Raw genomic sequence first — 15,193 nt, forward strand, 5'->3', positions numbered from 1 at the left:
CACCGAAAAAAAGTGTGGCGAGCGCCACGGCGGCAAATTTATCAGAATCCTGCCAATATCTGTGCTAACGTCATTTTATTGCCCCCTGTTGAGAATGATTATGTCGAAAAGCATCAAGATCCTGCTGCTGGCGGGACTCCTTGGCTTCTCCTCCACCAGCTTTGCCCTGAGCGAATCCGAAGCGGAAGATCTGGCTGATCTGACGGCGGTTTTTGTCTATCTGAAGAATGATTGCGGCTATCAGGATCTCCCCGATGCGCAGATTCGCAAGGCTCTGGTGTTTTTCGCCCAGCAGAATCGCTGGGATTTGAGTAACTACAGCACCTTCAACATGAAAGCGCTCGGCGAAGACAGTTATAAAGATCTGAGCGGCATCGCCATCACCAACGACAAGAAATGTAAGTCGCTGGCACGGGATTCCCTGAGCCTGCTCGCCTACGTGAAATAACCTGCTGCCCCGCTCTCCTGCTGAACATTTGACCGTGCAACCACGGTCATAATTCGCTATGATTTGCCGCCCATTTTCATGGCGATGTCATTACAGGAGAGCCTCATCATGGCCCAAAATGAAATGTGGTATGAAACCCTTCATGCCGGTTTCGGACAGTATTTCACGGTTGATAAAGAACTCTACCGTGATAAAACCGCGCATCAGGATCTCGTCATCTTCGAAAATGCGGTTTTCGGTCGCGTTATGGCGCTGGACGGCGTGGTACAAACCACCGAGCGTGATGAATTCATTTACCATGAAATGATGACCCATGTACCGATTCTGGCGCACGGGGCGGCGAAACGTGTGCTGATCATCGGCGGTGGCGATGGTGCCATGCTGCGCGAAGTATCACGTCATCGCAGCATCGAACAGATCACCATGGTGGAGATCGATGCGGGTGTGGTGAGCTTCTGTAAGCAGTACCTGCCGAACCACAGCGCAGGGGCTTACGACGATGCACGTTTGCAGCTGGTGATTGACGATGGCGTCAACTTCGTCAATCAGACGCAGGAAAAATTCGATGTGATCATCTCCGACTGTACCGACCCGATCGGTCCGGGAGAGAGCCTGTTCACTTCGGAGTTCTATGCCGGTTGCAAAAACGCCCTCAACCCTGGCGGCATTTTTGTGGCGCAGAACGGCGTCTGTTTTCTGCAACAAGATGAAGCGGTTAACAGCCATCGCAAACTCAGCCACTACTTTTCCGATGTCAGTTTTTATCAGGCAGCGATCCCGACCTACTACGGCGGTATCATGACCTTTGCCTGGGCAAGCGACAATCCGGCGCTGCGCACGCTCGACAGCGCGACCTTGCAGTCACGTTTTGTGGCCGCTGGCCTGAACTGCCGTTACTACAATCCGGCAATCCATACTGGCAGCTTTGCCCTGCCGCAATATCTGTTGAATGCCCTGTCAGACGCGCGCTGATCGGACATTTATAAGGGGGTGAACGAAATTGCAAAAGCTAAAACTACATGGCTTCAACAACCTGACAAAGAGCCTGAGTTTTTGTATTTACGATATTTGCTATGCAAATACTGAAGCTGAGCGTGATGGTTACATCGCTTATATTGATGAGCAATATAACGCCAACCGTCTGACCGAAATCCTGACAGAAACCTGCTCGATCATTGGTGCTAACGTGCTCAACATCGCGCGCCAGGACTATGAACCACAAGGCGCGAGCGTCACCATTCTGGTGAGCGAGGAGCCGATGGATCCGAAAGATATCGATAACTCAGAGCACCCCGGCCCACTGCCTAACTCGGTTGTCGCCCATCTCGATAAAAGCCATATCTGTGTGCATACCTATCCGGAGAGCCACCCGGAAGGCGGATTATGCACCTTCCGCGCCGATATCGAAGTCTCGACCTGCGGCGTGATTTCCCCGCTGAAAGCGTTAAATTATCTGATTCACCAGCTGGAATCCGACATCGTCACCATTGATTATCGCGTGCGTGGTTTCACCCGCGATGTGAATGGCGTGAAGCACTTCATTGATCATGCGATTAACTCGATTCAGAACTTTATGTCTGACGATATGAAATCAATGTATGACATGCTGGACGTGAACGTTTACCAGGAAAATATCTTTCATACCAAGATGTTGCTGAAAGAATTTGACCTGAAGCATTACCTGTTCAATACCAAACCGGAAGATCTCAGCCCACAGGAACATAAGCGTATAACCAGCTTGCTGTGGAAAGAGATGCGGGAGATTTATTACGGACGTAACATCCCGTCGATTGGGTTAAAGGCATAACCGAACCCGTAGCGGCGCGATTTATCGCGCCATTACAGGGTATGTCCTTATGCCGTCAGTTGCAGCGCAATGCCGCGCTCACGCAGGCTATGGCATACCGCTTCATCCAGCCGCGCATCGGTGACGATGTCGGTCAGGCTGTCAATCGGTGCCGCGCAAAACAGCGACCAGGAACCGTATTTGCTGCTGTCCGCCAGCAGAATCCGCCGCCGGGCATTCGCCAGCAGATCCATCTTCAGACCGGCCTTCTCCTCGGTTGGCGTGGTTATCCCGCGTTCAATGCTCCACGAGTTACAGCTGACAAAAGCGATATCAGGATTGATGCTGCGTAGCAGGCGGCGGCCATGTTCGCCAATACACGACTGGCTGGAATCATCGATACGCCCGCCAATAATGGTGACTTCAATCTGTTTGAATTCTGACAGGAACAGCGCGATATGCAGATCGGCGGTAATCACCCGCAACGGCAAATGGGTCAGCTGACGCGCCAGTTCCAGCATGGTGGTACCGGCATCCAGCACCACCGCATCCCCGGACTGCACAAAACCGGCGGCAAAATGGGCAATCGCCTGTTTTTCTGCCAGATTACGCTGCATTTTTTCCAGCGTGGTGGGCTGGGCGGGAATAAAACGATTTAAGGTCACGCCGCCATGACTGCGGCTTACCACGCCTTCCTTGTCCAGCTTAATCAGATCGCGGCGAATAGTGGCCGGTGAGGCAGAAATGGCACTCACCAGTTGTTCAACAGTAACCAGATTATGGCTTTTCAGATAATCCATAATCTGGTCGAGGCGACTTTGTCCCTTCATATTTCCCTATGCAAGTTGCATCGCGAGTTTGATGGAGATCGCCATGCTCGCAGAGTTCGCCTTACCTGTCCAGGCGATATCAAAGGCGGTGCCGTGGTCTGCTGAAGTGCGGATAAACGGCAGCCCGGCAGTGATGTTTACACCATCATAAAAACCGAGTAATTTCAGTGGAATATGTCCCTGATCGTGGTACATCGCCACCACCATATCGTACTGGCCTTGCTGACATTGCAGGAACACGGTATCCGGCGGGCACGGGCCGTACACATCAATGCCTTTTTCCTTCATCGCCCGGATAGCCGGTGCCACAGTAGTGATCTCTTCATCGCCGAACAGGCCGTTTTCACCGGCATGCGGGTTAACCCCCGCTACCGCAATGCGTGGCTTGTCGAACCCAACGCGACGCAGGAAGCTATCCGCCATGCCGATCACCGTTTCAATACGCGGCCGATTCAGGGTATCGAGGAATTTACGCAGCGCAATATGGGTGGTGACGTGAATCACCTTCAGATGGTCGGTATACAGCACCATGGCGTAATTTTTGGTATTGGTCAGTTGCGCCAGCAGTTCAGTATGCCCCGGATAGATATGACCGGCCGAATGCAGCGCTTCTTTGTTCAGCGGTGCGGTGGCAATGGCATGGACTTCCCCGGCCAGCGCCAGCTCGGTGGCGCGTTTCACGCAGCGCCAGGCCAGATCGCCCGCTTCCTTCTGTACCACACCCGGTTTCAGCGCCTCCGGATTCGCCAGCGGTTCATCAATCACGTTGATGATGCCTGGCGCAAAGTGTGCATCTTTTACCTGATCCAGCACGCGCAGTTCGACCTGCGGCGTAATGTTCAATCCCATCACCCGACGCAGCGTACTGGCGCAGCCAACCACTATCGCAGGTACGCCTGCCAGGTCGCCTTCCGCCAGCGCTTTAATGATGATCTCCGGGCTGATGCCCGCCGGATCGCCCATGGTCACCGCAATAATTTTATTCACTCGACTTCTCCTCAATAAAACGAATGGCTTCTACCAGGGTGTTTTCGTCACCAAAGCCACCCGCTTTGGTCATCACCGGCAGGTGTAAATCACTATTAAGCAGAACCCCGTGCGGCACACAGCCCGCCACCAGGCCCTGAATCTGGAAACCACTGGCACCCAGTGCCTGCGCCACGGCGATCGCAACATCACCGCCGGAAAGATACAGCCCGGCTGGCTGATGATCGCGGCAGACCGTGTTAGTCAGCTGCGCCAGAAACTGGCAAATCTGCTCGCCCAGCGCCTGACGCGATAACTGATGCTGCTGACACAGCGCATCAATCTCATGGCGCTGCCCGGCATGTTGCGTGGTACGAACCACGCAGTGGATACCTGCGTGCAGCGCCTGTTGTATCTCCTGCTGCCAGACGCGGGCCTGCGGCCATGCGGGCTGGGCAAACAGCTGGCGGATATCAATATCGATAATGCGGATGGCACGCTGGCTGGCGAGCCGGTCAATCTGCTGCTGCGCAATGGCACTCATCGAACCAACGATCGCCAGCACCGGGCGTGCCGGGCGTTCGGCGAGGTACTCACCTAAGGCATCACCGAGGCCGGACGCGCCAGCCAGCAATGGGCGGGTTTTCAGCGTCACGGCAGCCTGCATCAGCAAAACCAGGTCAGCATCCTGCTCAATATCAATCACCACCAGCCCGCGCATCGTAGCCAGCAATTGCGTAAACTTGCCGCTGCGTAGCGTGGCAACATCGACAACCTCGCCCGGTAAATCGCTCTGCATTTGCAGGCACGTCAAAACATGGCTGCTGGTGACTGGCGTTTTTGGGTCGCTGGCAAATTCGGTGTCAGTCAGGCGCTGCTGGTTGATCCACACTTCACCGTTACGCGTGGTACGCCCGAGTTTCGGCACCGCCGGTACCACCAGCGCCAGCGCTTTGCCACTGGCCTGCAATGCCGCAGCGATCTCCGCACCGGGGTTGCCACGTAACGTAGAGTCAATCTTCTTGAACAGCCAGCCATCCTGAGCCATCTCCTGATGCTGCTGCACCGCATGACGGGTACGCTCGGCAGCTTCAGTTGCGCTCAGCGCCCGGCTGTCGGTGCTGATGACCAGCACATCGGCAGCCCCGGCATCGTGTGGCGTCTGGCTATCAAACAGCACATGCACGCGTGCGCCTGCCCGGGCCAGCCCGCTTCCCGCATCGTTAGCGCCGGTAAAATCATCGGCAATCACCAGAACCGGCGTTTTCCATGGTTGTGAATGCATTCTCTCTCCTGTCACGGGCAGCTTGCCGTATTGAGATTGATTATATTCAATCATGATTGATTATATGTGAGCAAGATCAAATTAATTGAAATCAATATGCCCTATAAATTCAGGCACAGTTAGTGACAGATATCGCATTGCATTGAGCAATAACAATCAATCAGTGCGATAACACCGGGAAAAGGGTACGAAATGAATATCAACAGCACCGTGATCAGCGGCTACCAGGCACTTAATGACCTCAGCTACCTGCTGAAAGGTAAGCAAAAAGCTCTGCTGGTTACTGATAAGAATATAGAGGGCATTCCGGCAGTACAGACGTTAATCGCCCAGCTGAAGCAGCAGATTGCCAGCCTCAGCCTGGTCAATAGCGTGCCACCGGAACCGAGCCAGCACGATGTGGCGGCGATCGTCGCGGCCCTGCCCACCACTGATGTCGATCTGGTGATTGGCGTGGGTGGCGGTAGCGTACTGGATGTCGCCAAGCTGCTGTCTATTCTGTGCGTAGCAGACGCACCCACCCTGGATGCGCTGCTGGCCGGGGAAAAACCACTGACCCGCACCACCTCGCTGTTGATTCCCACCACCGCCGGTACCGGTTCAGAAGCCACACCGAACGCTATTCTGGCGATCCCGGAGAAAGAGACCAAAGTGGGCATTATCACCCCGGTGATGCTACCGGATTACGTGGCACTGATACCGGAGCTGACCACCAGCATGCCGCCGCATATTGCCTCCTCAACCGGTATCGATGCGTTGTGCCACCTGATTGAGTGCTTCACCGCGACAGTGGCAAATCCGGTTAGCGATAACTACGCGATGATCGGCATGAAGAAGCTGTTTGCCAGCCTGGAAACCGCCGTTGCCGAACCGGGTAATCTCGAAGCGCGCCTGAATATGCTGTGGGCGTCTTACTACGGTGGCGCGTCGATTGCCCATGCCGGTACGCACCTGGTGCACGCCATGTCTTATCCGTTGGGCGGCAAATATCACATCCCACACGGCGTCGCCAACGCCATCCTGCTGGCACCCTGCATGCGCTTTGTGCGTCCGGCGGCGGTGAGTAAATTTGCTCAGGTCTGGGATTTACTGCCCGATGCCGACCTCCAGCTGGATGAAGAGGCGAAGTCGCACGCGCTGGTGGAATATTTCGCCGCGCTGGTGCAACGCCTGAAGCTGCCTGCCAGCCTGGAAGAACTGGGTATCGGCCCGGATCACCTGCCCTATCTGGTGGAAGCCGCGCTCGACGTGCAACGCCTGATGAAGAATGTACCGATGAAAGTGAGCGCCGATGACGTACGAAACGTCTACCTGACGCTGTTTCCGGCATTGAATCACTAAGGACTATCGAGGAAATCATGAGTAACAAAATCCAGGGCGTACTGACCGCCATTGTCACCACCTTCGACCGCGACGGTGCCTTCAACCCTGCGACCCAGCGTGAGCAGGTCAAACGTCAGCTGAGCGCCGGTAACGGTATTTTCTGCGGCGGCACTAACGGCGAATTCTTCGTGCTGAATGAGCAGGAGAAGCTGGCCGTCACCGAAACCTGTGTCGATGAAGTCAACGGCAGCGCGCCTGTCGTGGCCCATATTGGCGAGATCTCGACGCGTGAAACCATCCGTCTCGGTAAGCAGATTGAGAAGCTGGGCGTGGATGCGGTGTCGGTGATCACCCCTTATTTTGTGCCGCTGAAACAGGATGAGCTGATTTATCACTATCAGAGCGTGGCGGATGCCCTGAGCGTGCCGCTGTTTCTCTACAACATTCCGGCGCGCACCGGCAATACGCTGCAACCGGAAACCGTGCGCCAGCTGGCCGCACATCCCAACATCATCGGTATCAAAGACAGCGCGGGCAGCTATGAGAGCCTGAGCGGTTTCCTCAAGGCAGCGGAAGGCATCGATAGCTTTGATGTGCTGAACGGTCCGGATTCGCTGATCCATCAGGGCTTCGTCGATGGCTGCTCTGCCTGCATCTCCGGCCTTGCCAACGTAGCACCGAAAGAGATCAACGCCATCTGGGCGCGCTTCCATGCTGGTGATATTGAAGGTTCGCGTCTGGCTCAGGAAAACGTCACCGGCCTGCGTACCGATCTTTACAGCATCGGGTTCTCCCCGGCAGCGGTGAAGAAAGCCCTCTCCCTGCTGGGTTATGACGTAGGCGACAGCCGCTATGCGGTGCGCTTCTCTGCCGAAGAAGAGCAGAAGATCCGCCAGGTAGTGAACCAGTATTTGCAGTAACGGCCGTCAGGGCAGCCGCTGCTGCCCTTGCCTGTTCCACTTTTTACACCGGGAAGCGTTATGAAAGTCATCTGTACCTCACCGTCATTCGCCAAATATGACGCAACACCAATTACGACCTTACAGCAGCAGGGGTTCGAGCTGATTACCCTGCCGGCCGATGCCCCGCTCAGCGCGCTGGAACCTCATCTGGCTGACACCGTAGCGATGATTGTCGCCTTTACCGACGTGAATGAAGAGCTGCTGAGCAAAGCGCCGCAGCTGAAGATTGTCTGCAAGCACGGCGTTGGCGTCGATAACATCAACCTCGACGCCACGCGCGCACGCGGCATCTATGTCACCAACGTGCCGGACGCCAATAAGCACGCCGTGGCCGACTTTGCCTTTGCGCTAATTCTCAATAGCGCACGCCAGGTGACCCAGGCCGCCGTAGATACCCGCGCCGGGCACTGGCCACGCATTTTTGCCACCGATGTGTATGGCAAAACCCTCGGTATCGTCGGTCTGGGCAACATTGGCAAGCAGGTCGCACTGCGTGCCAAAGGATTCAACATGCGCGTCATCGCTTTTGATTTCTACCCGGATGCAAAATTCGCTGCCGAACACGGCATTGAATTCGTCGATATGGAACAACTGACCGAAGCGAGTGACTTCATCACCCTGCATACCCCGCTGACCAACGAAACGCGCAACCTGTTTGATGCGGCACGCATCAGACGCATGAAGAAAAGCGCCTTCCTGATCAACGTGTCACGCGGTGGCGTGGTGAACGAACAGGATCTGTTCCACGCATTGCAGGACAATGTGATTGCCGGTGCCGCTGCCGACGTATTTGAGCAGGAACCGCTGGCGGAACACCCGCTGTTCACGCTGAGTAACTTTATCCCAACCTCGCACATCGCAGGCTACACCGACGGAGCCATCAGCGCTATCGGCGAACGCTGCGTGATGCAGATTGTGCAGTGCATTAAACAGGGCGAACGCCCGGTGAACGTGATGAACGGGCTGGCCTAAGGGCCGCCCGGCTCAACCCTACGAAATGTCTGGTGGATTATTATTATGAACAACACCTCTCGCATTCGCTGGTGGATCGCAGGCCTGATGTGGCTGGCGGTTGCCATTAACTATATTGACCGTACTGTACTCTCTGCTGCTGCCCCACATCTGATCAAAGAACTGTCGATCAATCCCGAAATGATGGGCGTGATCATGGCGGCGTTTTTCTGGTCGTATGCGCTGCTGCAAATCCCGGCGGGCTGGTTTGCTGACCGCTTCGGTCAGAAAAAAGGCCTCGGTATTGCCGTTGGCTGGTGGTCCATCGCCACTATGGCGATGGGGCTGGCGACAGGCTTTAAATCATTGCTGGCGCTGCGCCTGGCGTTGGGTGTCGGTGAAGCCGCTGCCTACCCAAGTAACGCCGGGATCGCCGCGCGCTGGTTCCCGGATCGCGAACGCGCAACGGTTTCTGGTCTGTTTGATAGCGCCTCCAAGTTTGGTGGGGCTGTCGCAATGCCGCTGATCGTCTGGATGATCGCTATGTTTGACTGGCGCATCACCTTCCTCGCCATCGGCGCGATCGGTTTGTTCTGGGTGATCGCCTGGTACTTTATTTACGCGGAAAATCCGGAAGACCATAAAGCGATCAGCCGCGACGAAGTTCGCCTGATCCGTGATGGCCAGGCCAACAAGCATGGCGATAAAAGCGTGCTGCCGATGAAATGGTACAAGCTGCTGCGCTATCGCAACATCTGGGCGATGTGTATTGGCTTCTTCACCATTAACTACACCTCCTATTTCTTTATCACCTGGTTGCCAACCTACCTGGTGAAAGATAAAGGTATGGATTTTCTGAAGATGGGTATGGTGGCTGCGCTGCCACTGATTTGCGGCATGGTGATTGAAGTGCTGGCGGGCTGGGCATCGGACCGTATGGTGCATAACAAAGTGCTGTCGCTCACTGCCACACGCAAATTGTTCCTGACCATTGGCCTGCTGATGGCGCTGTGTATCGGTTTCGCCCCCTTCACCGACTCGGTATTTATGACCGTATTGCTGCTGTGTATCGCTAAATCCGGTACCACCGTAGCGGCTTCCCAGGTATGGGCGCTGCCGGGCGATGTCGCCCCGAAAAACAGCGTGTCGATTGTTGCCGGTTTACAGAACACCGTCTCGAATATGGGCGGCGCGGTGGGTCCGATCATTACCGGTGCCATCGTCGGTGCCACCGGTCACTTCACCTGGGCACTGGTGTTCTCCGCCGTGTTGGTGGTGATTGGCATCCTCAACTACCTGTTCCTGATGGGCAAAGTTGAACCGATCGTGGATGAGGAAAAAGTTCATCATCCACACACCCTGACCAGCGGCGCGTAAGTGCCCTGCCACGCCGCATCGTCCTGATGCGGCGTCCTTTTTCCTCATGAAAAAACATTGGCTACAATCGTGAGAATTTGACAGCCATCAATGAATATTTATCGGTAACTCCTTAAATTTATTGCTCTTTAATGGATGAAACAAAGCAATCAGGATAAGGACATCACCGTAATGAAAACTAAATTAAGTTTTCTGGCTACTAATATAGTCGTCGCCAGCCTCTTCTCCCCTTCCACCTTTGCCGATTCGGCGAATACATCTGCCCTAAAAAACCACATTCTTTCGGCCAGCCCCATTGAATCACCACCGGGAGAGTTACATCCTGATTACGGTAAATTACGAGAAGCCTGTGTTCCCACTGCGGGTAAAATGCCCGAATGGGTTGATGGTGAGATTGTATCGGCACCGTGGTATCAACACTGGCTTAATACCACAGTGTCACTCTGCGTTAACTTGAAGAATATAGAAAAAGATCAAGCCATACCTTTTGAAAAAATACATTGGCGTGAAGACTCAGAAATACTTTTTCGTTCCAGCGGTTCAACATTAACATCGATCCCTTCTATTCCTGACGTTTTTCTGAAAGGTTTTTTTCCATGGCAACCAGATGGTGGCAATCTGGCTATGGTAAGCGGTATTTCCACCCAGGAATCAGGTATAGTCAGCACCAGTTATAATATTATGCACACCCGTTTCTTCGGTGTGAACACCTATATTATTGATGCACCGGGTGGGATTGATGTTGATAATAGTTTTGGCGTCAACGAACAGGAAATTGCTTTCCCTGGCGGTATCCAACCTGATTACATTCATGGGGTAATAGCTTCATCGGAAAAAGACTGGTGGGGCAAATCATGGGCAGGGATAGACTACTATCTGAATCCACACTATCGAAACTTCGCTCCCAGCCAACCCGGTCAGATCGATTTAATCCTTTCCTCCACCGGAAGAGCGATGTTTGGCCGGGGAATAAACAGAATGACCGGTGAGAATAACATTCATTTTTTACTGGATGGGAAGGCAATAAATCCAGGGATTACCCGCCTACCAGAAAAACAAAGCATGACATTAGCGGCGGTTGATGCTGAACAGCAATATGTCCCAATTTCTTACTGGTATATATCTGGACTGGGGGCAGTGACGGCAAATGAAAATGAAAACCGCTCTTGCATTAAATTACCCGGAGGCATGAATTACAATAACACCATCATTGTCCAGGCGGTTCAGCACAGTAAACCACGGCCAGATGCCGGAGATAAGCCCTGTCTGTTGGCCAACAGTTCAGAATTGGTTGCACTGAAAGATAAATCATTTACCGACACAGGTAATCTAAAGGAATATTCCCTCCGATACCTGAACGAAGGGTTACAGGGTGGATGGCTGGTTGAGGGGGGCGCATTTATATTCTCCGCTAAAGGTGCACATACGGAAAGTGCCTCTCAGGCGGTAGAGTTGAGCCGGGCTGAATATGAGGGTAAAAATTATTATCTTTATCCCGGAAAAATTTCACAAAAAGTCAGTTTTATTAAACCCGATACGGATAGAAGCGCCCATCTGAAATCGGTCTTGTTATTTCGTTTAGGCAATAACACCCAGCCGTGGTGCGCAAAACCTGCTGACAGCCAATGGCAGGGAAGCCTGCCGTTCCTGCAGGGCAGTCAGGATGTTGAAGTGACGGTCAGACTTGAAGGTCAGGAACTGCCTGTTGCCCAAAAACGCTATAATCTCGGCACCAGCCCTGAATTCGTCATCGACCATGAGGGTAAACGCAAACATGCCAGAATGAACCCGCAATGGCATTCTTACGCCCTGGCACTGGATCTGCCGGAACCCCACGAAGACCTGCATTTAACCATTGAATTTGCGTCTAAAAGCAAGGCACTGGAAGCCTGTGGGGCACTGGTTTCGGATGTGGATCTGGTCTCCACTTATGGCATAGACAGGGACTGGAATTAACGACCTTTTATCGGGCCGAAAGGCCCGATTGGGGGAGAAGAAGTGGCAACCGGTTATTTCCCTGCCAGAAACTGCCGGTACGCCGCGATGACCGCCAGAAAATCCTCGACGCCGCAGAATGACAGACTCTCTTCGTCGTAATAGGTCATCCCCTCTTCCAGCCCGTCGTCTTCTAATGCCAGCTGATTGGCCCGGATCATCACCTCTTCTTCATCAAGCCATAATGTGTATTCATGGCCGACACGTTGCCATTGCTGATGGGTGCCTTTTACCTGTTGCGCGGCGGCTTCGACGTCATCCAGCAAAGCCAGATTTTCATCAACCTCTTCGTTGAACCAGTGCCCCACCGCTTCGTGGTCCATCGACATACGCACTTTGACCTTGCCGGTCAGATCGCGCAAAAATTCATACTCCATGTGTGTAACCTCTTACCAATGGCGCGCCGCGTGGCACTGCCTGAATTCATTTTGTGCGCAACACGCTGAATAAAGTGGGATCGCGCTCGCATTATGTCAGGCAACGACTGACGAAAAAAGGGCGTAAAAAAGGGGCGATTTGTATCGCCCCTTTACTGAGTTTACAGCCGATTACAGCGCGGTCTGGAAGATCACGTTGTCCGCTTTATCAGTATACTGGTGCAGCTGGTCAAAGTTGAGATAGCGGTAGGTATCTGCCGCTGTCTTATCAACCTGAGTCATGAACTGCTGATACTCGTCCGGCGTCGGCAATTTGCCCAGCAGCGATGCAACCGCCGCCAGTTCCGCAGACGCCAGATAGACGTTGGCACCGGTACCGAGACGGTTCGGGAAGTTACGGGTCGAGGTGGATACCACCGTCGCACCGTCCGCCACACGCGCCTGGTTACCCATGCACAGCGAACAACCCGGGATCTCAATACGCGCACCGCTCTTACCAAATACGCTGTAGTAGCCTTCTTCCGTCAGCTGTGCTGCATCCATCTTGGTTGGCGGAGCCACCCACAGACGGGTCGGCAGCTGGCCTTTGTGGCTATCCAGCAATTTACCGGCAGCACGGAAGTGACCGATGTTGGTCATGCAGGAACCGATGAACACTTCATCAATCTTCTCGCCCTGCACATCAGACAGCAGACGCGCATCGTCCGGATCGTTCGGCGCGCACAGGATCGGCTCTTTGATTTCCGCCAGATCGATGTCGATCACCGCTGCATATTCGGCATCGGCATCACCTTCCAGCAGCTGCGGATCGGCCAGCCATTTTTCCATGCCTTCAACGCGACGCTCCAGCGTACGACGATCGCCGTAGCCTTCAGAGATCATCCACTTCAGCAGCACGATATTCGAGTTGAGATACTCAATGATCGGCTCTTTATCGAGTTTGATGGTGCAACCCGCCGCAGAACGTTCAGCAGAAGCATCGGTCAGTTCAAACGCCTGCTCCACTTTCAGTTTCGGCAGACCTTCGATTTCCAGCACGCGGCCAGAGAAGATGTTTTTCTTGCCTTTCTTCTCAACGGTCAGCAGGCCCTGTTTGATCGCGTACAGCGGGATCGCATGCACCAGATCGCGCAGGGTAATGCCTGGCTGCATTTCGCCTTTGAAGCGTACCAGCACCGATTCCGGCATATCCAGCGGCATGACACCTGTCGCCGCAGCAAACGCCACCAGACCAGAACCGGCCGGGAACGAAATACCAATCGGGAAACGGGTATGCGAGTCACCACCGGTACCCACGGTATCCGGCAACAGCATACGGTTCAGCCAGCTGTGGATCACGCCATCACCCGGACGCAGCGACACACCGCCACGGTTCATGATGAAGTCTGGCAGGGTGTGATGCGTGGTCACGTCTACCGGTTTCGGGTAAGCGGCAGTGTGACAGAAGGATTGCATCACCAGATCGGCTGAGAAGCCGAGGCAGGCCAGGTCTTTCAGTTCATCACGGGTCATCGGACCGGTGGTGTCCTGAGAACCGACCGAGGTCATTTTAGGTTCGCAGTAAGCGCCCGGGCGGATACCATCGACGCCACAGGCGCGACCGACCATTTTCTGCGCCAGTGAGAAGCCACGGCTGCTGGCAGCGACATCTTTCGCTTGCAGGAAGACATCGCTGTGCGGCAGACCCAGAGATTCACGGGCTTTAGCCGTCAGGCCACGCCCGATAATCAGCGGAATACGACCGCCCGCGCGAACTTCATCCAGCAACACTTCAGTTTTCAGTTCGAATGTCGCCAGCACTTCATCGGTGTCATGGTTACGCACTTCACCTTTATACGGATAGACGTCAATGACATCGCCCATATTCAAACGGTCAACTTCCACTTCGATCGGCAGTGCGCCAGCATCTTCCATGGTGTTGAAGAAGATCGGAGCGATTTTACCGCCGAGGCACAGGCCACCGCCCTTCTTGTTGGGGACATACGGAATGTCATCACCCATAAACCACAGCACCGAGTTGGTGGCGGATTTACGCGAAGACCCGGTACCCACGACGTCACCGACGTAAGTCAGCGGGAAACCTTTTTTCTGTAATGCTTCGATCTGTTTGATCGGGCCAATGTTACCAGCATCATCGGGTTCGATGCCTTCACGTGGGTTTTTCAGCATCGCCAGTGCGTGCAGTGGAATATCCGGACGAGACCATGCATCCGGTGCCGGAGAGAGGTCATCGGTGTTGGTTTCGCCGGTCACTTTGAACACGGTGGTGGTGATTTTTTCTGCCAGTTTTGGACGCTTCAGGAACCATTCTGCATCGGCCCAGGACTGGATAATTTTTTTCGCGTGGGGGTTACCCGCTTTGGCTTTCTCTTCGACATCGTAGAAGTTATCGAACATCAGCAGCGTATGGGACAGGGCTTCTGCAGCAATCGGCGCCAGCGTCTCATCGTCGAGGGATTCAATCAATGCGTGGATGTTGTAGCCACCCTGCATGGTGCCCAGAAGTTCGACTGCTTTTTCAGGAGTAACCAGAGGAGAGTGGGCTTCGCCCTTTGCGACCGCTGCCAGGAATCCGGCTTTTACATAGGCCGCTTCATCAACACCTGGCGGGACACGGTTGACCAACAGGTCAGTAAGGAATTCTTCTTCACCCGCTGGCGGGTTTTTCAGCAGTTCAACCAGCGCGGCCATTTGGGAAGCATCTAACGGCTTAGGTACGATTCCCTGGGCAGCACGCTCGGCAACGTGCTTACGGTATTCTTCTAGCACGACGTTCTCCTCGCTCTCATTGTATAGCTTTCCGGTGCACCCTGTGACGCAGTCCAAAAGTAGGGTGAGGTGCCCGGTTCCGCGTCGGCCAGCATAGCAGCATTTCGGCTGATTGTTAATCTGT

The 15,193-nt window shown here is 54.2% G+C and carries 13 protein-coding genes; 8 read left to right on the forward strand and 5 right to left on the reverse strand.

The genetic code is table 11. From position 1 onward, the window contains the following. The first annotated feature begins 100 nt into the window (after positions 1-100). From RCF31_RS09195 to speD, 3 genes are all read left to right on the forward strand, one after another. Complete coding sequence (locus RCF31_RS09195) at positions 101-448, forward strand: YacC family pilotin-like protein (RefSeq protein WP_084872772.1); 348 nt, start codon at positions 101-103, stop codon at positions 446-448. Positions 449-556: 108 nt separating this feature from the next. Continuing rightward, a complete protein-coding gene (gene speE / locus RCF31_RS09200) occupies positions 557-1,420 on the forward strand; it encodes a polyamine aminopropyltransferase (protein ID WP_416413115.1) in 864 nt (287 codons plus the stop codon). Between the two features lie 28 nt (positions 1,421-1,448). After that, positions 1,449-2,255: an adenosylmethionine decarboxylase gene (gene speD, locus RCF31_RS09205; RefSeq protein ID WP_299457382.1), complete on the forward strand. Its 807-nt coding sequence runs from the start codon at positions 1,449-1,451 to the stop codon at positions 2,253-2,255. A 47-nt stretch (positions 2,256-2,302) separates the two neighbouring features. On the opposite strand, the gene RCF31_RS09210 is transcribed toward speD, so the two are convergent. From RCF31_RS09210 to dtnK, 3 genes are read right to left on the reverse strand one after another with little or no spacing between them, the layout of a single operon-like run. Next, on the reverse strand, positions 2,303-3,064 hold the full coding sequence (locus RCF31_RS09210) for a DeoR/GlpR family DNA-binding transcription regulator (protein WP_416413116.1): 762 nt from the start codon (positions 3,062-3,064) through the stop codon (positions 2,303-2,305). Between the two features lie 6 nt (positions 3,065-3,070). After that, positions 3,071-4,051 (reverse strand): D-threonate 4-phosphate dehydrogenase, encoded by a 981-nt coding sequence (locus tag RCF31_RS09215; RefSeq protein ID WP_299457386.1) that lies wholly within the window; start codon positions 4,049-4,051, stop codon positions 3,071-3,073. Beyond that, entirely contained in the window at positions 4,044-5,315 is a 1,272-nt protein-coding gene (dtnK, locus tag RCF31_RS09220; RefSeq protein ID WP_416413117.1) for a D-threonate kinase, read from the reverse strand. The genes RCF31_RS09215 and dtnK overlap by 8 nt, the downstream gene beginning before the upstream one ends. 192 nt (positions 5,316-5,507) lie before the next feature. Here dtnK and RCF31_RS09225 point away from each other — a divergent pair, with 192 nt between their 5' ends. The 5 genes from RCF31_RS09225 (at position 5,508) to RCF31_RS09245 (ending at position 11,884) form a co-directional block, all read left to right on the forward strand. Next, positions 5,508-6,656, forward strand: coding sequence for an iron-containing alcohol dehydrogenase (locus RCF31_RS09225; RefSeq protein WP_416413118.1), 1,149 nt, complete (start codon positions 5,508-5,510; stop codon positions 6,654-6,656). A gap of 17 nt (positions 6,657-6,673) precedes the next feature. Beyond that, positions 6,674-7,558, forward strand: coding sequence for a dihydrodipicolinate synthase family protein (locus tag RCF31_RS09230; protein WP_416413119.1), 885 nt, complete (start codon positions 6,674-6,676; stop codon positions 7,556-7,558). Between the two features lie 60 nt (positions 7,559-7,618). Continuing rightward, complete coding sequence (locus tag RCF31_RS09235) at positions 7,619-8,572, forward strand: phosphoglycerate dehydrogenase (protein WP_416413120.1); 954 nt, start codon at positions 7,619-7,621, stop codon at positions 8,570-8,572. Positions 8,573-8,617: 45 nt separating this feature from the next. Beyond that, on the forward strand, positions 8,618-9,928 hold the full coding sequence (locus tag RCF31_RS09240; protein ID WP_299457397.1) for an MFS transporter: 1,311 nt from the start codon (positions 8,618-8,620) through the stop codon (positions 9,926-9,928). Between the two features lie 171 nt (positions 9,929-10,099). Beyond that, complete coding sequence (locus RCF31_RS09245; RefSeq protein ID WP_416413121.1) at positions 10,100-11,884, forward strand: scabin-related ADP-ribosyltransferase; 1,785 nt, start codon at positions 10,100-10,102, stop codon at positions 11,882-11,884. Positions 11,885-11,937: 53 nt separating this feature from the next. On the opposite strand, the gene yacL is transcribed toward RCF31_RS09245, so the two are convergent. Both yacL and acnB read right to left on the reverse strand, forming a co-directional pair. Beyond that, positions 11,938-12,300 carry a protein YacL gene (gene yacL, locus RCF31_RS09250; protein WP_313688169.1) on the reverse strand — a complete coding sequence of 121 codons (363 nt, stop codon included), beginning with the start codon at positions 12,298-12,300 and terminating at the stop codon, positions 11,938-11,940. A gap of 171 nt (positions 12,301-12,471) precedes the next feature. Next, the gene (gene acnB, locus RCF31_RS09255; protein ID WP_416413122.1) at positions 12,472-15,069 is read right to left on the reverse strand and encodes a bifunctional aconitate hydratase 2/2-methylisocitrate dehydratase; all 2,598 of its coding nucleotides are present in this window, start codon (positions 15,067-15,069) and stop codon (positions 12,472-12,474) included. Positions 15,070-15,193: the final 124 nt, after the last annotated feature.

This window comes from Pantoea sp. App145 (assembly GCF_047947045.1).
In the GTDB taxonomy this organism is placed as follows: domain Bacteria; phylum Pseudomonadota; class Gammaproteobacteria; order Enterobacterales; family Enterobacteriaceae; genus Pantoea.

Excerpts from the sequence above, each read along its gene's own strand:
- RCF31_RS09230 (WP_416413119.1), top strand. The coding sequence starts at position 6,674 with ATGAGTAACAAAATCCAGGGCGTACTGACCGCCATTGTCACCACCTTC.
- dtnK (WP_416413117.1), bottom strand. The coding sequence starts at position 5,315 with ATGCATTCACAACCATGGAAAACGCCGGTTCTGGTGATTGCCGATGAT.
- RCF31_RS09240 (WP_299457397.1), top strand. The coding sequence starts at position 8,618 with ATGAACAACACCTCTCGCATTCGCTGGTGGATCGCAGGCCTGATGTGG.
- speE (WP_416413115.1), top strand. The coding sequence starts at position 557 with ATGGCCCAAAATGAAATGTGGTATGAAACCCTTCATGCCGGTTTCGGA.
- RCF31_RS09225 (WP_416413118.1), top strand. The coding sequence starts at position 5,508 with ATGAATATCAACAGCACCGTGATCAGCGGCTACCAGGCACTTAATGAC.
- RCF31_RS09210 (WP_416413116.1), bottom strand. The coding sequence starts at position 3,064 with ATGAAGGGACAAAGTCGCCTCGACCAGATTATGGATTATCTGAAAAGC.
- yacL (WP_313688169.1), bottom strand. The coding sequence starts at position 12,300 with ATGGAGTATGAATTTTTGCGCGATCTGACCGGCAAGGTCAAAGTGCGT.
- RCF31_RS09195 (WP_084872772.1), top strand. The coding sequence starts at position 101 with ATGTCGAAAAGCATCAAGATCCTGCTGCTGGCGGGACTCCTTGGCTTC.
- RCF31_RS09245 (WP_416413121.1), top strand. The coding sequence starts at position 10,100 with ATGAAAACTAAATTAAGTTTTCTGGCTACTAATATAGTCGTCGCCAGC.
- RCF31_RS09235 (WP_416413120.1), top strand. The coding sequence starts at position 7,619 with ATGAAAGTCATCTGTACCTCACCGTCATTCGCCAAATATGACGCAACA.